We start from the raw sequence: 20,436 nt of genomic DNA, 5'->3' as shown, positions 1-20,436 counted from the left end.
ATAGGCTATTCCGGTGTTGTTGGCCGGGTTCTGAAGGCTTGCGAAGACGCCGGTCAGCTGGGCGTTGTAGTAGGAGGCCCGGTCCTGTCCCTCGCCGCCGTCGATCAGATCGCGGCCCGCGCCGCCCAGGATCGTATCATTGCCCGCCTCGGCATAGACGCGGTCCCAACCTGAATTGGCGCTGAGGTAATCGTCGCCATCGCCGCCAAGGATCGTGTCCGATCCACCGCGGCCGAAAATGTAATCGCCGCCTCCCTCGCCATCGAGCACGTTGGCGCCGCCATTCCCACGCAACCGGTTCGACAGGTCGTTGCCCACCCCCGTGAGATCGTCCGCGCCCAGAAGGGTCAGTTCCTCGATGGTGTCCCCGAGAACGTATGAGGCAGCGCTTTCCACCGTGTCATTTCCATTTGAGGCGAGGGTCTCATCAATGACGATGCTGGCGTCGTCGATGATGTAAAGATCATCGCCCAAGTAGCCGTTTATCTTTCCGGTTACCGTCCCTTCGCGGCCGTCAAACGTGTCGTTACCGGCACCCAGGATAACATCACCGAAGATCTGACCGGTATTGACCACAATGTCGGTTCCACCGGACCCGTGGTATGCGCCGGCCAAGCCACTAAGCACTCCGGTGTTCGTGACCATAACTTCGTCATTAGAAGAGTAATATGACGCATAGATTCCGTAACTCAGCGATTGCACGACGCCCGTATTCATGACCTCGGCGCTGCCGTCCTCCATGTCCAGCGCGATCCCGTGGTTTCGCGTGTCAATCAGACCGGTGTTCGTTACGTACCCATAGGCGGCATCATCGCTGGCCGATAACGCAATACCTGCACCTGCAGCCCGTATGGTACCGAAATTGACCACGGTGGCGCGGTAATCGACAGGGATGTCGATCGCGTTACCGTGGGCAGATGTGACGCTGCCTGCCGGACCGATTTCCACCGTGGCTTCATCGGAGATGAGCCACATCGCCGCGTGAAGATCCGAGTCGTTGAAGACCCGCCCGTCCACAACCACGTCGACTGTCCCGGCTCCGCTGTAGATTGCAGTACCAGTATCGACCAGCAGAGCGCCGTTCACCCCAACATAGCCATAATCACCATCCGCCAGAGTTCGGCCCGAGGTGGACAAGCCGGTAATGTAGAAACTCGCCATTTGCGTCCTCCGGACTCACGCACCACGCTGGCGCGTCGCGGCGGATAGCCTAGGCGGCATTCCAAATACGATATATGATTTCGATCAAATCCCGTTACGCGCAAGAGATTGCCGTCGGGTAGGCCAAGATCGCCGATGTTGCGGGGGTGTGGTCGCTTGCGAGCCCGATGCCCACACTCGCCGGTAACATCGGATTTGTGCGACGTCTGGAAATTCGAGGCTTCTCGGGGATTACCGCACCGTAATCGGATGCGGGATAATCCCGTTGTACAGGAGGCTGCCCGGATTCATCTTGGCTTTTTCCGGCTGGGTTCGCCCAAGCTTGTCCCAAGCGCGCGTACGTATGGTGTGGGCTCCGACCTCGCCTTTCCACGAAAACCCGAACCGGACCCATCCCCATTGCAAAGGTTCGGACAGAAGTTCTGCCTTGGACCATGGTTCATCATCTACCTTCCATTCCACACGTTCAATCGGCTGACCTGAACTTCTGGCGAAGCCGGTAATCTGATGCTGGTCGGCTGAAAGCGCCGCCGGGAAGGGGAGGCAGAGAGAAGATTTGATGTTTTGCTCTGTGACGGTTTTGCCATCCATCACGTAGTATTCATCCGTCCGGTAATTGCGAATTTCCCGGGAAGAGACGGTCAGCCAACCGACCCATTTGACCCAGTATGTACCGACCCAGCCCGGAACAACCATCCTTACGGGCGCTCCGTGATCGATCGGCAAGGGGGCGCCGTTCATTTTCAGGCCGAGGATGGTTTCAGGCGCAAGCGCCTTTTCAACGGGTAGCGGAATTTCGATGTCGCATTCCGGGTTCAAGACGTCCAATCCCATTGGCGCGACCCATTTCGCTTTGGGCTGGACGCCTGCAAGTGCAAGCACGTCGGCCAGTCGCGGCCCGGTCCATTCCGCCATGCCCACGCCACCGAGAGTCCACTTGACGTCATCCCCTTGGCTGTCACGCGAAATCGATATCCCGTCGACCTTCTCGAACAGTGTTCTTTGGTTACCTGCGCACTCCACCACGGCAGTGATGGTGTGTTGAGGGAGAGCTTTGAGGTCATCAAGCCCAAGTGTTACGACACGCTCAACGGCATCACCCTTGATCTTCAGGCGGTAGGAGGCGGGATCCACCACGACACTATCGCCCGCATTGCAGACAAAGAACTGCTCTGCCGGTGTCAGAACGCTTTCCAACCGGTGGAATTCGGCTTCCAGCGAGGTGCCGAGTGGGGTGAAATTACCAGGGGATTTTTGCCAATGCGCCATTCGTATGCCAATCGTGAACACAATATGCGCACAGAATACATAAGTCCGAGCTGGAAACCACTGGATTTGCCTGCTCAAAAACCGGGGTTGCGGCTTGTACACTCGTCACCGAGGCATTTTGCGCCGCGTCTACGAACGAAGACGTGCAAACTCGGGGTCGTAGGGCGATGAAGCTATGACTTCCGTTGCGACTAGATCACCGAGCAAATCAAGTTCCAGCGTCATTCCCACTTCGGCAAATTCCGGCAGGACAAACGCATAGGCGAGATTCATTCTAACCCGATGGCCGAATGCTCCTGACGTTACCGTTCCAATCACCCTGTTTTTACGCATCAGCGACGCTCCAGCATGTGCAGGAGAGTGGCTCGAGGCGACTTTCAAGGAGACGAGCTTTCGTCGCGGTCCGGCGTTCTGTCGTTCCAACAGTGCCGTGCGTCCGATGAATTCCCCTTTGTTTGATTTCACGAAACGTGACAGCCCGGTTTCGTACGGATCGTACTCGGTAGTCAGATCGGCCTTCCAGTGAAGGAATCCTTTTTCCATCCGCATGGAGTCGACTGCGCGCGCGCCAAAAAGTTTCAATCCTCGCGCCTTGCCTGCTTCGCGCAACGCGCGCCACGCTGCATAAAGCGAAGAGTTGGGGACGTGGATTTCATAAGCTAGTTCCCCGCTGTAACTGACGGCCAAGACGGTCGCCGGGGCTATGCCTACAAAGGTCTCACGCGCCGACAACCAAGGAAACGCTGGTGCAGACCAGTCGCCGCGCGAGCAGCTTGCCAGAACCTCTCGTGCTTTCGGTCCCGCCAGCACCAGAATGGTCTGTTCGTTGGTCAGGCTGCGGAAATCTACGTTCTCACCCGGATGCACGTTGGACCTTAGCCAATCCATGTCGTGAAATTCGCTTGCGGCGGCTGAACCGTACCAGACCCGATCCGGACCCCGGGCCGATGCAGGGAGGTTCGTCATTGTTGCTTCGGCCTTGATACAGCCATGATGATTGAGGAGATAGCCAAGCCCCACACGCCCTGCGCGTCGAGGAACCGTTCCGCAAACCAGTCTGTCTAGAAAGGCGTGTCGATCGGTCCCGGTGATTTCGATGCGGTTGAAACCACTCACTTCGGTGAGCCCAACATTCTCAGCGACGTTTCGAACTTCGGCCTCTACGAGGTCAAAGGCTTCGTCGAATCCGAACTGTAGCGTCGGTTCGAAATCTTGTCTGGGCTTCATGTACTCGATCCGCTCCCATCCATTGACGGTCGTGAATGCGGCGCCTTCTGCAGCCAGAGCTGGCGTGAGCGGTGTGGTCTTGGCCGGGCGTCCAGCAGGCCGGTGCTCGTTCGGAAAATGAAAGCGGAACTCGTTCCGGTAATCTTCGACGGCTTTTATGGCGGTCAATTCGACATTCGCGTGTCCGGTGAAACGGCGCGGGTCAATCACCCATGTGTCATAGCATGCCTCGCCATGCACAATCTGCTGGGCCAGTAGCCAGCCATGGCCGCCCCCTTCGCCCAAGCCCGCACGCAAGCCGATGATGCAGAAAGCATTTCGCTTGCTTGGAATTGGACCTACGAGCGGCGCTCCGTCTATCGTGTAGGTGATTGGTCCGTTCACCACGCGCTTGATACCAACCTCTGCCAAGGCCGGCATGCGTTCGAACGCACCAGCGAGAACATCCATCACCCGGTCAAGATCGTCCGGGCAAAGATCGTTCGAAAAATCCGGGCTGATTCCGTCCAGTCCCCATGTCTTGCAGTCCTGCTCGTAGAAGCCGACAAGCAACCCGCCTTTTTCCTGCCGGGCGTAGAAGTCACTGATCGGGCACCGGAGCAGCGGCATCCTGTGTCCGGCAGCCGCGATTGCAGGCATATCTTCGGTCACGAAATACTGGTGCTCCATCGAGGCGACCGGGTGGTGGACACCCATCATGGCGCCGATTTCGTTTACCCGATAGCCTCCTGCATTTACCACCACGTCGCAGTCGATATCGCCTTTTTCGGTATGAACGGTCCACGTGTCGTCGGAACGCTGAGTCAAACCGGTAACGGAGGTATTGCGATATACTTCTGCACCCGTTCTTCGTGCGTGAAAGGCGAGAGCCTGGCACAGCTGGGCAGGATCAATGTCACCGTCTTCGCCATCCCACAAACCACCCAGAAGGTTGGTGGTGGATATCAGCGGATGGCGGCGGGCGCATTCGGCCGCATCGATGACTTCGAACTCGACTCCCATTCCGCGGGCCATCGAGGCGAAGTGGCGATAGCCCTGCATCTGCGCTTCGGTATTGGCAAGACGGATGCCGCCGTCGCCGTGATGGTAGCCGACCGGATAGTCTGGGTCGTCGCGCAGTTTCTTGTACAAGGCGATGGAATGCGACTTCAGGCCCACCATCGTCTGGTTCATGCCGAAATTCGTCACCTGCGCGGCAGAGTGCCATGTCGTACCCGACGTAAGCTCGTCACGTTCGACCAGTACGACGTCCGTCCATCCCTCCTGCGTCAAATGGTATAGGGTCGAGCATCCAGCGATGCCGCCGCCGATAACGACAACTTGTGTCCGGGATTTCATGGCCACCTTCCAATCATGCGTTGAACGCATCATCGCAAATCGGGCATCCTTCGAAAAACAGAATTATAAGAGAATAAAAAGCGGATTGTCGGAGGTTTGGCCCATGAGGCTATCGTTGAAGGCAATGCGGTATGCACAGGCGGCCATGCGGAGTGGCAGCATCACCGGCGCGGCGCAAACCATGAACGTCGCGCCATCCGCCATTGCCACGGCTCTTGGTCAGGCCGAGGAAGCGTTTGGCGTGACGTTGGTGACGAGAGCGCGGGCCAAGGGTGTGTTTCCCACCTTGGCGGGGCGAGAGATCCTTCGTCGCCTCGACGACCTGCTGGAGCGGTACGATTCATTGCTGTCGGATGCGAACGACTTGCAATCCGGCCTCTCAGGCAGGTTGTCGATCGGATACAACGCACCTGTGGCCCCGGCTTTTCTTCCTTCTATTTGCGCGCATTTGCAGTGCGATCATCCGGATCTGTCCTTTTCACTGCTAGAAGGGACAAACACCGAGATTCGGGGCGGGTTGGTCGAAGGGCAGTTCGACGTTATCCTCTTCGTGGAGGAGATGCCGGACCCGCAGATAGAGACCCGCGCCCTTATCTTCGCGCCGACCTACTGCCTTTGTCCGGCAGATCATCCGTTGGCCAAGCAAGACAGCGTCGCGGTCGAGCAGATCGCCCGGGAACCGTTGATCCTGCTCGATCGGCCAGCCGCACGCGGGTATTACTTGGACCTCCTGGAGAAGAGCGGCGCCAGCTTCGAAATTGTTGCGACAGGCAATTCGACCGAGATGGTCAGATCGCTCGTTGCAGCAGGGATCGGCCTATCGCTTCTGAACATGCGCCCGGGCGACGCACCATCTTATGCCGGTTCCGGGATTCGCTGTCTGCCGATCAAGGACTCGACATCTGGCGTAACCATTTCGATGGGCTTTCCGCCCGGACCGAGGCGGCAGGTTCTTCAGGTCTTTATCGATTGCTGCGAAGCCTATTTTGACGGTCCGAAAGGTCACGACCTCGTGGTTCGTGGGCCGGTTTGACGTTGGGGAACTCCGGTCGGGCCTGCTCACACAAAAGCCGGGCGGCGTTCGCTCACATGAATTCGCAAGGCGAAAACAGTTGGCGATTTCGTAAAGCTGTTGCAGACTAATCCTAAGGTTCGACAGGGATTGGGATTTTCCACAGGGTTTTCTCGTCTCCCGGTCATTTCGGAAAACAGTCCGATTCGGTTTTGCAATTCGATTCCGCCGGAAGTGTTCGTGCCGGACGGACTTATGCCAAGGAGACAGATCCCGCCCATGTCCGCTAGATTGGTAAGCTATACCCGGGTTCTGGAAATCGTCGGCGACACGCTCAAAGTGCGCGTTCCTGAGGCAGACGATAACGCTCCCGTCGTTCGGTTCGGGGACCTGGCCGTGGTCAAAAGCGTCGATGGCGTGAAATCCTTGGCGCAGGTCATCTACATCGATCGCGACCAGGTCACATTGCAGGTCTTTTCGGGTACGAAAGGTGTCTCGACGGGCGCGTCGGTTTCGTTTCTTGGCCACGCGATGCGTGCAGCATGTTCCGAGAATGTTCTGGGCCGCGTGATGGATGGCTCTGGTGTGCCAATCGACGGCGGACCTGACCTTTCGTCAGAGCCTGAGGTGCCGATCGGCGGGCCGTCCGTGAACCCTGCGGAAAGAACGGTCCCCCGACGCATGATCCGTACCGATGTGCCGATGATCGACGTCTTCAACTGCTTGGTCGAAAGTCAGAAGATCCCGATTTTTTCCGTGTCAGGCGAGAGTTACAATCCTTTTCTCGCGCGGATCGGTATTCAGGCTGACGCTGATATCGTGGTGTTCGGCGGTCTGGGCCTCGTCTTTGACGACTACTACTCATTTCGGCAGGCATTCGAGGACGCAGGAGTTTTTCCGAGAACGGTGATGTTCGTGAACCAGGCCTCTGACCCGCTGGTCGAACGGTTGCTGGTTCCCGATCTCGCGCTTGCCGTGGCAGAGAAATTTGCTGTCGAAGAGGGTAAGCGCGTGCTGGTCCTGCTTACCGACATGACGGCCTATGCGGACGCCATGAAGGAGGTCGGTATCAGCCAGGAGCGTGTGCCCTCTAATCGGGGGTACATGGGGGATCTCTACAGCCAGTTGGCGCGCCGCTACGAAAAAGCCTGCGACTTCGCAAAGGGCGGGTCCGTCACCATTCTGACGGTGACCACGATGCCCGGCAACGACGTGACGCATCCCGTACCAGACAACACTGGCTACATCACCGAAGGACAGTTCTATCTGCATTCCGGCGTGATCGATCCGTTCGGAAGCCTTTCGCGCCTCAAGCAGAATGTGATCGGCAAGGTGACGCGAGAGGATCACGGTCAGATCATGAACACGATGGTTCGCTTCTATTCGGAAAGTCGTGATGCCGCGCAGAAACAGGCAATGGCCTTCGATCTATCCGATTACGACCGACAATTGCTGAAGTTTGGCGATCTGTTCCGCGAACGCTTCATGGACATGAATGTCTCTATGCCGCTTGAGGACGCGCTCGACCTCAGTTGGCGAACGCTGGCCGAGTGTTTTTCACGCGAGCAATTGCTGATGCGTGAGTCTCTGGTCGAGAAGTATTTCCCAAAGGATGCAGATGGCGCGGTTGCAGCTGAATAAATCTTCTCTGGCGCGCGAAAGCGACCAGCTCAAGACGTATGAGCGGTTCTTGCCGTCGCTCGATCTGAAGCGCCAGCAACTCATGGCGGCGCGGGCCGAGGCGCAAACCGAGGTAGGCGTGCTCGAGGCCGAGGTCGCAGAACTTGCCCAACGTGTGGGACGACAGGTGCCGATGTTGGCGAATACCGATGTCGACCTGGATGATCTGGTTCGGTTGACCGATGCTCAGCTTGTTACGGAAAGTGTCGTGGGTGTGAAACTGCCCAAACTCGACCGTGTTCTGGTAGAGGTTTACGGCTATTCAACACTCGCCAAGCCGCATTGGGTCGACGTGGTGGCGGAACTGTTGCACCGCATGCTGGAGGCGCGTCTGCGAGTTCAGGTGGCGCGGCGACGGGTGGAAATACTGGACAAGGCCGTCGCGACGATCACGCAGCGCGTGAACCTGTTCGACAAGGTGTTGATCCCGACCGCCCGAGCCAACATCAAGAAAATCCGGATCTATCTGTCGGACGAGGAAATGCAGGCCGTCGTTCGATCCAAGCTTTCCAAGCGCAAGCGGGCGGCGGCAAAATGACTATCGCGCGCCTCAAGAAGCTGACAGTCGTCGGGCCGGCGTCGAGTGAAGCGGATGCGATGGAAGCGCTGCAGGATCTTGGCTGCATGCATCTTGTGCCGCTTGCGCCGCCGCCGGAGCAGCCTGAAGACGCGAAAGGGCGTGAAGCCAAGGACGCTTATACAGCCCTGCGGTTCTTGACCGTTATTCCCGATCAGCGGCGGCAGGTTCTGCGCGACTCCGCGTTTGATATTCATGCCTTTGTGCCTGAGGTTATGGAACTGCGCGCGCGCCTGCGCGAGACGCGCGACCGTCGTGATTTCCTTGCGCATCGGATTTCCGAGGTTCGTCCTTGGGGGGACCTCATCTTTCCTCCAAAAGAAGAACTCGCGGGCAACCATCTGTGGTTCTACAAGTTGCCGCTGAAAGAGCGAGATGCGCTCGACTCTCTGGAGATCCCGTGGCAGATCGTGCACCGCGATCACCTGCACTACTACGTTGTACTGATTTCTCGCGACGAACCCGATACGGACCTGTTGCCTGTTCCACGAACGCACACCGGGGCGCTTCCGGTAAGCGAGTTGGAGGCGCAACTGGAAGAGGCCGAGATCGAGATCGAAGAATTGCAGGCCGAACGTCAAGGTCTTACCCGTTTCGTTACTCTCATGCGGCAACAGATGTCGCAGGCCGAGACACGGGCTGAACTCGAATATGGGCGGCAGCAGGTGCTGCGCGACGAAAGCCTGTTTGCGGTTCAGGGGTGGGTACCCGGTGACCGGGAAGAGGAAATCTTGTCCACCGCCGATCGTCTGGGGCTGGCTGCGTTGGTGGAAGAACCGCAGCGCGATGAAACCCCGCCGACACTGCTTGAACAGCCGGAAGATCGGGAGTCGGGCGTCGACCTGGTGATGTTCTACCAGGTTCCGAACTACCGTGACTGGGATCCTTCCATCATCGTCTCGGTCTCTTTCGCGCTTTTCTTTGCGATGATCCTCGCCGATGCCGCCTATGGGCTGATCATTGCGGCGATCATAGCCGCGATGTGGTCAAAGCTGGGTGAGAATGGTCACCTCCGATCCTGGCGGCGTCTGCTTTGCGTCGTCGCGGCAGCGACGGTGATTTACGGCGTCATGATTGGCAGTTACATGGGCTACGCCCCGCCCGAAGGATCTTTCTTGGCCAGTCTCAAGGTTCTGAGCGTGGACGACTTCTCGACAATGATGGTCTTGTCCGTGACCATCGGCGTCTTGCACCTCGTCCTCGCCAACACGGTTGCCGCTCTCAATCGCTGGGGAACGAACGCCGCTTGGGCCTCATTGGGGTGGTGCGCGGTGCTGTTCGGTGGATTGGTTTACTGGCTCGCCGGCGGGAATGACTGGTCTACGCTGGGCATCGCATTGCTCGCCGGAGGCTTCCTGGGAATCCTTGTCTTTTCAAGCGACCGCAAAGTCGACAAACCCATTGACCTGTTCTGGCGGGTCATTGGGGGGCTGCAGGGCTTGGCCGGATCGATGGGAGCGTTTGGCGATGTGCTCAGCTACATGCGCCTCTTTGCGCTCGGCCTCGCTTCGGCCTCCCTTGCGCTTACGTTCAACGATCTGGCGTCGCAGGTCCGCGAGGCGGTGCCAGGCATGGGATTGCTGCTTGCGCTGCTGATTTTCCTGATCGGCCACACGCTGAATTTTGCGCTCGCCATCATGAGCGGCGTCGTGCACGGGCTACGGCTCAATTACATCGAGTTTTTCAAATGGGGGCTTACGGAGGAAGGCACCGCCTTTCGTCCGTTCGCGCGAAAGGAGGTTCAGGAATGAACGAACTGGTATTGACCCTCGGCTGGTTGGGAATCTACTCGCCGATGGCCTTGGGCGCTGCAGCCAGCGCCGTAGGTTGCGCCATTGCCGGTCAGGCCAGCATCGGCGCGATGCTGGAGAGCGAAGGCGGCTATGGCCGCTTCGTCGGTATCTCGGCCTTTCCCTCGACCATGGTGATTTACGGTATCGTCATCATGTTCACCCTGAACCGCGAAGTGACGCCCGAGAACGCAGGCGCGCTGTTCGGCGTCGGCTTCATGTCCGGCATTGCCTTGTTCTACTGCGGTCTCTGGCAGGGGCGGGCATGCGCCAGCGCGATCAATGCCTCGAGGGAAAAGCCCGAGATATTCGGCTTGTCCCTGGCTCCTGCTGCGATCATCGAGGGGTTTGGTGTTTTTGCCTTCGTTTTTGCACTCGTGATTAGCGCGGGGATCTCGTGATGACTGAACAGGGGGCAACCTCGCGCGGGGTCGACGAACTGATTGCCCGTTTGCGCAATGACGGCGTGGCAGCTGGCCGCGCGGATGCTGAAAAGTTGAAATCCGACGCGCAGAATGAGGCGGCACGCATCGTAGCAAAGGCGCGCGAAGAGGCGGAGCGGTTGAAGTCGGACGCGCGCCGCGACGCCGACAATTACCGCGCCGCCGGAGAACAGGCCTTGGAGACCGCCATGCGCGACGCTGTTCTCTCCATGAAGGCCGGGCTCGAGGGGCGGCTTCGCGAAGATGTCGAGCGCCTCGTAAGCCAGCACTTGGCTGATGAGAAGCTGCTCAAGAAGATGATCCTCGAAGTTGCAGGAACGGTCAGCGAGCAAACCAAGGCGAGCAAGACCGTCGCTGTTGTCCTTCCGCCATCGGTCATTGGCCCCGATCAGATCCGCGAGCGGGCAGGGGATATCCAGTCGGGCAAACTGACCCAGTACGTACTGGGCCTGACGGGCGAGATGCTCCGCTCGGGTGTTACGCTGCATGCAGGGGATGACCGGCAGGCGGGCATCAAGTTGAAGGTCGAGGATGGCGAGGTCGAGATCGACCTGACCGACGAAGCCATCGCGGATCTTCTGCTTGAGCACATGCAGCCGCGTTTCCGGGCCGTGCTCGAAGGGGTGATCCGGAGCTGACGGGTGGAGGATCTGGATCCATATGTCGCGCTCGTCTCGAGCCTGCCCAGCAGCGAGCGCTTGTTCGTCGCAAAGAAGCCGCCCCTGTCGCGGTTGCGGCTTGACGCGCGGTTGAAGGTTCTGACCGAAGCGGATGCCGAGGTTCTGCGACTGCTGGAAGATGTGCTGGATTGGACGAATTATGACCTCGACGTCACGGACGACGCGGCCACACAACGGATGCGGGCGGTAATGGCCCGAATTCCGCAACCCTCGCTGCGTGATCTTGTTGCACAGCGGCTTGAAATGCGCACCTTGCTGGCTGCACTTCGACTGCGCCACAAGGGAGAGGTCCCACCAAAGCACGGTTGGGGATACTGCCGCTTCACGCAGCAGATCATCGCGCGCTGGGGCGAGCCCGCGTTTGGGCTTGAACGCAACTTTCCATGGCTCCGCGAAGCAGGCATCCTGCTGGAGAAACGCGATGCGCTGGGCCTTGAGCGGCTGGTACTCGGAGAAACGCACAGACAGATGAAACGCATCGGGGCGGCCCATCATTTCGATTTCGAAGCGGTCGCGATCTACGTTCTCATCTGGAACATTTTCGACCGGTGGGCCAAGGCGAATGCCGAGGCTGCAGCGCGTCGTTTCAACAAGATGGCAGAGGCGGCGCTGCAAGACAGCGCCGCGAAATTGTCGGAGATCTGACCCATGACGGAACTGACAGCACGCATCACCGCCGTTCAGGAAGACCTTGTCGAGATCGAGGCTGTCGACGGAGAAGACGGAACACCGGGCACCCTGGTGATGAACGAGGTGGTCTATATCCTGCCCAGCCGACCGGGACCGAACGGTCGACAGGAACGTCTGAAGGCCGAGGTTCTGCGCGTCAAGGGCAAGACGGCAGATGCGCAGGTCTATGAGAGCACCGCAGGCGTGGCCGTTGGCGATCCGGTCGAGCAAAGCGGCACGCTTTTGTCGGTAGAGCTTGGGCCGGGCCTTTTGGGCTCTGTCTATGACGGGCTTCAGGCTCCGCTTAAGAATCTTGCCGAAGAGTACGGCACGTTTCTGCCGCGCGGGGCGGATGTCCGTGCCTTGGACGCAGACGTGAAATGGTCGTTCGATCCGAGTGTTACGCGTGGCGACACCGTGCAGGCGGGCGATGCGCTGGGTACCGTTCCAGAGGGGCATTTTTCTCACAAGATCATGGTTCCCTTCAATTGGCGCGGTGCGTGGAAAGTGACCTGGGTGCAAAAAGGCGCCGCGCGCGTTCATGATGCGGTGGCGCGTCTGGCCGACCAGGACGGCAATGAACGCGAGGTTACGCTCAGCCAACGCTGGCCTGTACGCCGCGCCTTGCCTGCCGATCTTTTGAAGCGCGCACTGTCCCGACGAACATATCCGGATGAACCGGTTCTGACTTCGCAGCGCCTGATCGACACTTTTTTTCCGGTCGCTCGCGGCGGAACTGCGTGCATTCCCGGTCCCTTCGGTGCGGGAAAGACCGTTTTGCAAAACCTGATCGCGCGAAATGCCAAGGTGGATATCGTGATCGTCGTGGCCTGTGGCGAACGGGCAGGGGAGGTCGTGGAAACCATCAGCGAGTTCCCCAAGATGACCGATCCCATGACGGGCGGAAGCCTCATGGATCGCACGATCATCATCTGCAACACCTCGTCGATGCCCGTTGCCGCGCGCGAAGCCTCGATCTTCACGGGGATCACCTTGGGCGAGTATTACCGGCAGATGGGATATGATGTTCTTCTGATCGCCGACTCCACCTCGCGCTGGGCGCAGGCAATGCGCGAAACCTCCGGTCGGTTGGAGGAAATACCCGGAGAAGAAGGCTTCCCAGCCTATCTCGAGAGCTCCATCAAGGGTATTTACGAGCGCGCGGGCGTGATCCAGACGAATGACGGTGACAAGGGCAGCCTTACGATGATCGGAACCGTCTCACCTGCCGGTGGAAATTTCGACGAGCCCGTCACACAGGCCACCTTGTCCACTGTGAAATGCTTCCTCGGCCTAAGTTCGGAGCGAGCATACAAAAGGTTCTATCCTGCGGTCGATCCGCTGTTGAGCTGGTCGCGCTACCTCGATCAGCTCAGCCCGTGGTTCGAAGAAAATGTCGAACACGGATGGACCGACCGCGTCAAACACTGCCAGGATCTGCTCGAGAAGGGCGAGCAGGTCGCTCAGATGATGCAGGTGACCGGCGAAGACGGCGTCACGATGGAGGATTTCGTGACCCAGCAAAAAGCCCTGTTTCTCGACATGGTGTATTTGCAGCAAGACGCGTTCGACAAGGTCGATGCGACCGTCCCTCTCGAGCGGCAGAAGAAAACATTCAAAATCGTTTGCGACGTAATCGATACAGATTTCACCTTTGAAACCAAGGCAAAGGCGCGCGAATTCTTTACGCGCCTGACCAGCGATTTCAAAAACTTCCATTATGCTGCCGAGGGTACTCCGGATTATCGCGAGTATCTCCAGCGGATCGAAACCACGCTACGCGTGCCTGAACCGGGCTGAACTGCGAGAGGGCTTAAGGCGTCTGTCCGATCGACGAAATGCGGTGTTTTTGTTGATGCAGTCCGAAAGCTAGATCCGGTTACTCGACAAGCACACCGGTACTTACCTGCTCTGCGACCGCTTACGATCCTGACGGATTTGACGTTTGGTGAGCATCATGTAAACCCGCGCACCCGTTCATCCCCGGCGACGGATCAACTGTGCCTGATCACTTGCCGATAGAGACAAGGCGAGCTTAGTCGCGTTCGTCGGATCCCGTCACCTTGGGGAGATGGACCACTCTTCCTTTGCGGGTATTTTCACAATGATTTTGTGACAAACGCCTCCGTGTCCTTTACCGTTAATTCCATGCGGTCGGGTCTCGTCATGTTTGCATGCTTCCGGCTGCGGCACGGGTTCGGTGGTAGAGAAATGCGGCTGTCACGAATCCGTCGCCTCGCGAAGTTACGGTTAAAGTCGCATTGCATTACAAAGGGATGGTGGCTCCATGTCCGGTTTCAAATTCCCCAGCGCGTTCACGATCCTGTTCATTCTCATTGCCGTAGTTGCAGTGATGACGTGGATCATTCCGGCTGGTCTTTACGACATGTCGATGAACGAAGCGCTTGGCCGCGAGACGCCGGTTCCGGGAACGTACAAGGAAGTCGAATCCAACCCGCAAGGTTGGGTTGATGTCCTCATGGCCCCTATCAAGGGGTTGTATGACCCCGTTTCCTACACCGCGAACGCAATCGACGTGGCGCTGTTCGTTCTGATCATCGGGGGGTTCCTGATGGTGGTCACGCGCACCGGGGCGATCGATGCGGGGATCGGTGGCTTACTGACGGCGCTCAAGGGGCGCGAGATCCTAATGATCCCGATCCTGATGACTGCTTTCGCCGCTGGCGGAACGACCTATGGCATGGCCGAGGAAAGCCTTGCTTTCTACGCGATCGTCATTCCGATCATGCTGCGGGCCGGATATGACTCCCTGACGGCGGTTGCGACTATCATGCTGGGTGCGGGTATCGGCACACTTGGATCGACGGCCAATGCCTTTGCCACGGGAATCGCATCCGACGCTGCTGGTGTGTCCTTGGGGGACGGCATCGTGTTGAGGCTGGTCATCCTTGCCTCCTGCCTTGCCGCGGGGATTGCATATGTCATGCGGTACGCCAAGCGGGTAAAGGACGATGCCTCGAACTCCCTCGTCTATGATCAACTGGAAGAACATCGCGAAGCTTTCCTCGGCGGCGCCGAACAAGGCGCATTGCCCGAGTTCACCCGCATGCGCGGCATCATCCTCATGCTCTTCGGTCTGACATTCGTCATCATGTTGTGGGGTGTCATTGCACAGGGCTGGTGGATGGGTGAAATGTCCGCCCTTTTCCTCGGCATGTCGATACTGGTCTGGGTTGTCGGCTGGTTCTCATCCGAGACATCGCTCAGCGAAGGCGAGTTCATCGACGCCTTCGTCGACGGAGCGCGCGATCTTCTGGGTGTGGCCCTTATCATCGGTGTGGCGCGCGGCATCGTGGTGGTCATGGATGACGGGCAGATCACGCACACGATCCTGAACGCGCTCGAAGGCGTCTTTGGTGGCCTCGGCGAGATCGCTTTCATCAACACGATGTTTGGTGTGAACATCATCCTGTCGTTTCTGGTGCCGTCCTCCTCGGGCCTTGCCGTTCTAACCATGCCGATCCTTGCACCCCTGTCGGATTTCGCCGGCGTCGGGCGGGATCTTGTCGTCACTGCGTACCAGTCAGCGTCCGGATGGGTGAACCTGTTCAACCCGACTTTTGCCGTCGTGATGGGCGGTCTGGCCATCGGCAAGATTTCCTATGATCGCTGGTTGCGCTTCGTCGCCCCGCTGCTTTTGATCCTCGCAATCATCGTCGTCGCGGCTTTGAGCGTCGGAGCCTTGGGTTCGGACGCAGCGCCCGTTGCGACCGGTGACGGGGTGGTGAGCGAACAGCAACAATCCTCCGACCCGCAGAACTGAGCCCGGCCCGGAGATCATGTCGTGACCATTGAGGTTCAAGCGCCCAGTCAATCCCAACCCGTAAAGGGGCTGGGGCTGGTGGCCTGTACGGCGCTTGTGGTCGGTAACATGATCGGTTCGGGCATCTTTCTTCTGCCAGCTTCTTTGGCGCCTTTTGGTCCGATCGCGTTGGGTGGGTGGGTGCTGACCTCGCTGGGGGCGCTGGTTCTGGCCATCATCTTCGGGCGGCTGTCACGCACCGTTACAAAGCCCGGTGGGCCATACGCGTATAGCCAGGAAGCATTCGGTGATTTCGCGGGCTTCCTGATCGCCTGGGGCTACTGGATCGCGTTGTGGACCGGGAATGCCGCCGTTGCGGTTGCTCTTGTGGGTTATCTCGGTTTCCTTGTTCCCGCTATTGGCGAAAGCCAGATGTACAGTCTTGCCGCGGCGCTGATCGCCATCTGGGGGCTCACGCTGGTCAACATTCGAGGAGTCGAGGAGGCTGGCGCGGTGCAGATCGTCACCACGGTGCTCAAGCTGGTGCCGCTTGTCCTGATCGCCGTACTTGGCCTGTTCTGGATCGACAGTGCGAACTTTTCACCCGCGAACCAGAGCGAGATGTCGAACGTCGCGGCGATATCGGCGGCTGCAGCCCTGACCCTTTGGGCCTATCTGGGGCTGGAAAGCGCGACAGTACCCTCCGGCGACGTGATCGAGCCTGAAAAGACGATTCCGCGAGCGACGATCATCGGCGTGCTGATCGCGGCAGTCGTTTACATCTCGGTAACGGCGGTTTCGCTCGGCGTGGTGCCTGCTGCGCAGCTGGCAGGATCTGCAGCGCCGCTGGCGGATGTGGCTTCGGTCATGTTCGGCTCGGTCGGAGGCTCTCTGGTTGCCATAGGCGCCGTGATCTCGACCTTCGGCACGCTCAACGGGTTCACCCTTTTGAGCGGGCAGGTGCCATATGGCGCAGCTCTTGATCGTGTGTTCCCCGAGGCCCTTGGTCGTATCTCGAAATTCGGGACACCGGCAAACGCGCTGATCCTCTCGAACTTGCTGGCCTCGGTCCTGATCGTGATGAACTTTGCCCAGGGTCTGGTTGCCGCGTTCAACTTCATCATTTTGCTCGCGGTGATGGCCAGCCTTCTGCCTTATGCTTTCTGCGCGGTGGCCGAGGTCCTTATCCGTGCCAATGGCGGGGAGGTGCTTCGCGGAGCGGAACTCGCAAAAGTGGCGGTTCTGGGTTTGTTGGGCTTCACATATTCGATCTGGGCCCTGATCGGGTCCGGAGCGCAGACTGTACTGCTCGGATTTGTCCTGTTGTTGTTGGGTGTACCCATACATGTCTGGCTGCGATGGAGTCAGGTCCGGGACAGGGTCGAGACACAAGTTACCTTTTCGGACGGGAGATAGACTGTGAAATTCGGTGTTCATTCGGAAATTGGAAAACTGAACAAGGTGATCGTATCGCGCCCGTCTTTGGCGCATGATCGCCTGACCCCCCGCAACTGCGAAGAACTGCTGTTCGACGACGTGATCTGGGTGGAACAGGCCCGCCGCGATCATGCGGAGTTCTGTTCCCTGATGCGCGAGCGCGGGGTTGAGGTTTATGATATACAGGACTTGCTGGCGCAGGCGCTGGAGTCCGACTCGGCGGCGCGTGCCTTCATGCTGGACCGTCTCATTACGCCGAACATGGTGGGACCAATGTTGGCTGTCGAGATGCGGCCGTGGTTGAATGAGATGAGCAGCAAGCTGCTGGCGCGCCACATGCTCGGCGGTATCATTGTTCAAGATATACCGGACGCGATCCTGCCAAACGAAATGGCCCGAGCCGTATCGGCGGGCGACTTTATCACACCGGCGGTTCCCAATGCCCAGTTTCAGCGTGATCCATCATGCTGGATCTACAATGGCGTGACCTGCAACCCGATGTTCTGGCCCGCCCGCAAGCCGGAAACACTCATTCAGCGGACAGTGTACAAGTACCACCCGATGTTCAAAGACGCCGAGTTCGATATCTGGTGGGGCGACAGCGACGAGGATTTCGCGCGCGCCTCGGTCGAAGGGGGCGATGTACAGCCAGTCGGCAAGGGGGTCGTCTTCATTGGCATGGGCGAACGCACCACGCGTCAGGCGGTGATGCAGGTTGCGGCAGCGTTGTTCGAGAAGGGGGGCGCCGAGCGGGTTGTGGCCTGTGCCATGCCCAAAAGCCGCGCCGCCATGCATCTCGACACCGTCTTCACCTGCCTCGATCACGACAAGGTAACGGCCTTTGCCGAGGTCGCCGACGAGATCACGTGCTTTTCGCTGCGGCCCGACGACAAGAAACACGTCGATGTCGTCCGAGAAAAGGGTCACCTCTTCGATGTCTACAAAGAGGCGTTGGGCCTCAATTCGCTTGAAGTGATCGCAACCGGTGGCAACGAGTTTCAGGCCGAACGCGAACAATGGGACGACGGCAACAACGTGGTCGCGCTCTCGCCGGGTGTCGTCGTTGGCTATGCCCGAAACACCCATACCAACAAGCTGATGCGCGACGCGGGGGTCGAGGTCATCGAGATATCGGGCCAGGAGCTCGGCCGTGGACGCGGCGGCGGACACTGCATGACCTGCCCGATCGACCGCGATCCTGCATACTGATTTTCGTCGGGAGGCGCCGTGTTGGCACCTCCTGCTTTCGTCAAGGAGAGACAACCATGGCATTCAATCTCAAAGGCCGCAGCTACCTCAAGATCGCCGACTTCTCGCAGCGTGAGATGCTCTATCTTCTGGACCTCGCCCGTGACCTGAAGCGCGCAAAATATGCCCGATCGGAGCAGCAATCGCTGAAAGGCAAGAACATCTGCCTGATCTTCGAGAAAACTTCGACCCGAACACGCTGCGCCTTCGAGGTGGCCGCGTATGATCAGGGAGCGAACATCACCTATCTCGATCCATCGGGGAGCCAGATCGGTCACAAGGAGTCGATGAAGGACACAGCGCGGGTTCTGGGCCGTATGTTCGACGGGATCGAGTTCCGTGGCGCTGGCCAGGACATGGTGGAAACGCTCGCGGAATATGCCGGCGTACCTGTTTATAATGGCCTCACGGACGACTGGCATCCGACCCAGATGCTGGCTGATATGCTGACGATGATCGAGCACGCCGACAAACCACGCAAGGACATCGTCTATGCATATTCCGGTGACGCGCGGTCCAACATGGGCAACTCTCTCCTGATGCTGGGCGCCTTGATGGGCTGCGACGTGCGGATGATCTCGCCCAAGAATACCCAGCCACACGACGACGTGCAGAAACTGGCGATGGAGCGAGCCGAGAAATCCGGAGCGCGGGTCACCATCACCGACGATATCTCGGCCGTCGAAGGCGCTGATTTCGTTCACACCGACGTGTGGGTTTCGATGGGTGAGCCCAAGGAGGTCTGGAAAGAGCGGATCGAATTGCTGACCCCTTACCAGGTGAACATGGACATGATGAAGAAGACGGGTAACCCGAACGTCAAGTTCATGCATTGCCTGCCCGCATTCCACAATCTCGAAACAAAGGTAGGACGCGACATCCACGATCAGTTCGGCATAACCGAAATGGAGGTTACCGAAGAGGTCTTCGAGAGCGACATAAATGTCGCCTTCGAGCAAGCCGAAAACCGTATGCATACCATCAAGGCGATCCTTGTCGCCACGCTGGGGGCATGATCCATGGGACGAGTCGTTGTCGCGTTGGGCGGCAATGCTCTGTTAAAGCGGGAACAGGAAATGACGGCGGACAATCAAAGGGCCAACGCCCGGATTGCCGCCGAAGCCCTGGCACCGCTTTGCAAAGAGCATGAAACCGTCATCACCCATGGAAACGGCCCGCAGGTCGGAATGCTGGCCCTTCAGGAGATCGCCTATGACGAGGTCGAGGAGTATCCGCTGGATGTTCTGGGGGCCGAAACCGAAGGTATGATCGGATACATGATCGAGCAGGAGCTCGGCAACGTGCTGCCGTTCGAGCATCACCTCGCGACTCTTCTGACCATGGTGGAGGTCGACCCTGAGGATCCAGCGTTTCGCGATCCGACCAAGTTTGTCGGCCAGGTCTACTCCAGAGAAGAGGCCGAAAAGGAAGCCGCCGAGAAGGGCTGGATTGTGAAGCAGGATGGCGACTACTGGCGTCGGGTGGTGCCATCACCCTTGCCCAAGCGCATTTTCCAGATCGAACCGATCAAGAAGCTTCTCGAGGCCGATATGACGGTGATCGCCGCTGGTGGTGGCGGTATCCCGACGATGTATGATCCCGACGCCGATCGAAAGTTGATTGGGGTCGAGGCCGTGGTCGACAAGGACCGCTCGTCGAGCCTGTTGGCCAAGGATCTGGGCGCAGACTTCTTCGTCATCGCGACAGACGCACCTGCGGTCTTTCTCGGGTTCGGTACGCCCGATCAGAAGGCTATCAAGTCGGCAACGCCCGATGCGCTGGATGCCTACGAGTTTCCTGCCGGTTCAATGGGACCCAAAGTCGAGGCTGCGCAGGATTTTGTACGGACGACCGGCGGTCGAGCAATCATCTGCGCCTTGGCCGACGTTCCCGCCGCTGTACGTGGAGAAAAGGGAACGACAGTGTCCTTGGATGCGGGTTCGACCCAGTTTCACTGAAAGACTGGGCCGCCGCTGCGTGGCGGCCCATCCGTAGCTCAGCTCAATTGAACTAAGCCACACCACAGGTGCGTCGCGGGCCGTAGTCCCTGATGGCTTTAACGCCGTTGTCGATGATCTTTTTGGAATTGCGTACACGGACCGAAAAGGGCCGGAGCGAACTTAAGCACGGCTGACCTACGCA

At 58.7% G+C, this 20,436-nt stretch carries 16 protein-coding genes; 13 read left to right on the top strand and 3 right to left on the bottom strand.

Annotation, left to right across the window (positions count from 1 at the left end; translation table 11 throughout):
* The 3 genes from ACFORG_RS23800 to ACFORG_RS23790 all read right to left on the bottom strand — a co-directional run.
* Nucleotides 1–1,161: calcium-binding protein (locus ACFORG_RS23800; protein WP_386738113.1), on the bottom strand; the 1,161-nt coding region annotated here is incomplete at its 3' end.
* A gap of 231 nt (nucleotides 1,162–1,392) precedes the next feature.
* A complete protein-coding gene (locus ACFORG_RS23795) occupies nucleotides 1,393–2,508 on the bottom strand; it encodes a molybdopterin-dependent oxidoreductase (RefSeq protein ID WP_386738112.1) in 1,116 nt (371 codons plus the stop codon).
* A 51-nt stretch (nucleotides 2,509–2,559) separates the two neighbouring features.
* On the bottom strand, nucleotides 2,560–4,995 hold the full coding sequence (locus tag ACFORG_RS23790) for a GcvT family protein (RefSeq protein WP_386738111.1): 2,436 nt from the start codon (nucleotides 4,993–4,995) through the stop codon (nucleotides 2,560–2,562).
* Between the two features lie 103 nt (nucleotides 4,996–5,098).
* On the opposite strand from ACFORG_RS23790, the gene ACFORG_RS23785 reads away from it, so the two are divergent.
* The 13 genes from ACFORG_RS23785 to arcC all read left to right on the top strand — a co-directional run bounded on the left by ACFORG_RS23785 (nucleotide 5,099) and on the right by arcC (nucleotide 20,252).
* Complete coding sequence (locus ACFORG_RS23785; protein ID WP_386738110.1) at nucleotides 5,099–6,028, top strand: LysR family transcriptional regulator; 930 nt, start codon at nucleotides 5,099–5,101, stop codon at nucleotides 6,026–6,028.
* Nucleotides 6,029–6,286: 258 nt separating this feature from the next.
* A complete protein-coding gene (locus ACFORG_RS23780; protein ID WP_386738109.1) occupies nucleotides 6,287–7,648 on the top strand; it encodes a V-type ATP synthase subunit B in 1,362 nt (453 codons plus the stop codon).
* Nucleotides 7,626–8,225 (top strand): V-type ATP synthase subunit D, encoded by a 600-nt coding sequence (locus tag ACFORG_RS23775; RefSeq protein ID WP_386738108.1) that lies wholly within the window; start codon nucleotides 7,626–7,628, stop codon nucleotides 8,223–8,225. Before ACFORG_RS23780 ends, ACFORG_RS23775 begins: the two co-directional genes overlap by 23 nt.
* On the top strand, nucleotides 8,222–10,015 hold the full coding sequence (locus ACFORG_RS23770) for a V-type ATP synthase subunit I (RefSeq protein WP_386738107.1): 1,794 nt from the start codon (nucleotides 8,222–8,224) through the stop codon (nucleotides 10,013–10,015). The genes ACFORG_RS23775 and ACFORG_RS23770 overlap by 4 nt, the downstream gene beginning before the upstream one ends.
* A complete protein-coding gene (locus ACFORG_RS23765; protein WP_386738106.1) occupies nucleotides 10,012–10,455 on the top strand; it encodes an ATP synthase subunit C in 444 nt (147 codons plus the stop codon). Before ACFORG_RS23770 ends, ACFORG_RS23765 begins: the two co-directional genes overlap by 4 nt.
* Nucleotides 10,455–11,135: a hypothetical protein gene (locus tag ACFORG_RS23760; protein ID WP_386738105.1), complete on the top strand. Its 681-nt coding sequence runs from the start codon at nucleotides 10,455–10,457 to the stop codon at nucleotides 11,133–11,135. The genes ACFORG_RS23765 and ACFORG_RS23760 overlap by 1 nt, the downstream gene beginning before the upstream one ends.
* Nucleotides 11,136–11,138: 3 nt before the next feature.
* Nucleotides 11,139–11,822 (top strand): hypothetical protein, encoded by a 684-nt coding sequence (locus ACFORG_RS23755; protein ID WP_386738104.1) that lies wholly within the window; start codon nucleotides 11,139–11,141, stop codon nucleotides 11,820–11,822.
* A 3-nt stretch (nucleotides 11,823–11,825) separates the two neighbouring features.
* Nucleotides 11,826–13,646: a V-type ATP synthase subunit A gene (locus ACFORG_RS23750; protein WP_386738103.1), complete on the top strand. Its 1,821-nt coding sequence runs from the start codon at nucleotides 11,826–11,828 to the stop codon at nucleotides 13,644–13,646.
* Between the two features lie 487 nt (nucleotides 13,647–14,133).
* Nucleotides 14,134–15,630, top strand: coding sequence for a YfcC family protein (locus ACFORG_RS23745; RefSeq protein ID WP_386738102.1), 1,497 nt, complete (start codon nucleotides 14,134–14,136; stop codon nucleotides 15,628–15,630).
* 21 nt (nucleotides 15,631–15,651) lie between these two features.
* A complete protein-coding gene (locus tag ACFORG_RS23740; protein WP_386738101.1) occupies nucleotides 15,652–17,025 on the top strand; it encodes an amino acid permease in 1,374 nt (457 codons plus the stop codon).
* A 3-nt stretch (nucleotides 17,026–17,028) separates the two neighbouring features.
* Entirely contained in the window at nucleotides 17,029–18,255 is a 1,227-nt protein-coding gene (locus tag ACFORG_RS23735) for an arginine deiminase (protein ID WP_386738100.1), read from the top strand.
* Nucleotides 18,256–18,311: 56 nt separating this feature from the next.
* Complete coding sequence (locus ACFORG_RS23730; protein ID WP_386738099.1) at nucleotides 18,312–19,310, top strand: ornithine carbamoyltransferase; 999 nt, start codon at nucleotides 18,312–18,314, stop codon at nucleotides 19,308–19,310.
* 3 nt (nucleotides 19,311–19,313) lie between these two features.
* Nucleotides 19,314–20,252 carry a carbamate kinase gene (gene arcC / locus ACFORG_RS23725; protein ID WP_386738098.1) on the top strand — a complete coding sequence of 313 codons (939 nt, stop codon included), beginning with the start codon at nucleotides 19,314–19,316 and terminating at the stop codon, nucleotides 20,250–20,252.
* Nucleotides 20,253–20,436: the final 184 nt, after the last annotated feature.

The organism is Lutimaribacter marinistellae (assembly GCF_042648365.1).
Taxonomy (GTDB): Bacteria; Pseudomonadota; Alphaproteobacteria; order Rhodobacterales; family Rhodobacteraceae; genus Lutimaribacter_A; species Lutimaribacter_A marinistellae.
The sequence above is the reverse complement of the archived record's forward strand: the minus strand, read 5'-3'. Positions and strand labels throughout refer to the sequence as shown.

Coding starts and splice junctions, on each gene's coding strand:
- ACFORG_RS23785 (WP_386738110.1), top strand. CDS start 5,099: ATGAGGCTATCGTTGAAGGCAATGCGGTATGCACAGGCGGCCATGCGG.
- ACFORG_RS23770 (WP_386738107.1), top strand. CDS start 8,222: ATGACTATCGCGCGCCTCAAGAAGCTGACAGTCGTCGGGCCGGCGTCG.
- ACFORG_RS23730 (WP_386738099.1), top strand. CDS start 18,312: ATGGCATTCAATCTCAAAGGCCGCAGCTACCTCAAGATCGCCGACTTC.
- ACFORG_RS23780 (WP_386738109.1), top strand. CDS start 6,287: ATGTCCGCTAGATTGGTAAGCTATACCCGGGTTCTGGAAATCGTCGGC.
- arcC (WP_386738098.1), top strand. CDS start 19,314: ATGGGACGAGTCGTTGTCGCGTTGGGCGGCAATGCTCTGTTAAAGCGG.
- ACFORG_RS23765 (WP_386738106.1), top strand. CDS start 10,012: ATGAACGAACTGGTATTGACCCTCGGCTGGTTGGGAATCTACTCGCCG.
- ACFORG_RS23750 (WP_386738103.1), top strand. CDS start 11,826: ATGACGGAACTGACAGCACGCATCACCGCCGTTCAGGAAGACCTTGTC.
- ACFORG_RS23775 (WP_386738108.1), top strand. CDS start 7,626: ATGGCGCGGTTGCAGCTGAATAAATCTTCTCTGGCGCGCGAAAGCGAC.
- ACFORG_RS23745 (WP_386738102.1), top strand. CDS start 14,134: ATGTCCGGTTTCAAATTCCCCAGCGCGTTCACGATCCTGTTCATTCTC.
- ACFORG_RS23790 (WP_386738111.1), bottom strand. CDS start 4,995: ATGAAATCCCGGACACAAGTTGTCGTTATCGGCGGCGGCATCGCTGGA.
- ACFORG_RS23760 (WP_386738105.1), top strand. CDS start 10,455: ATGACTGAACAGGGGGCAACCTCGCGCGGGGTCGACGAACTGATTGCC.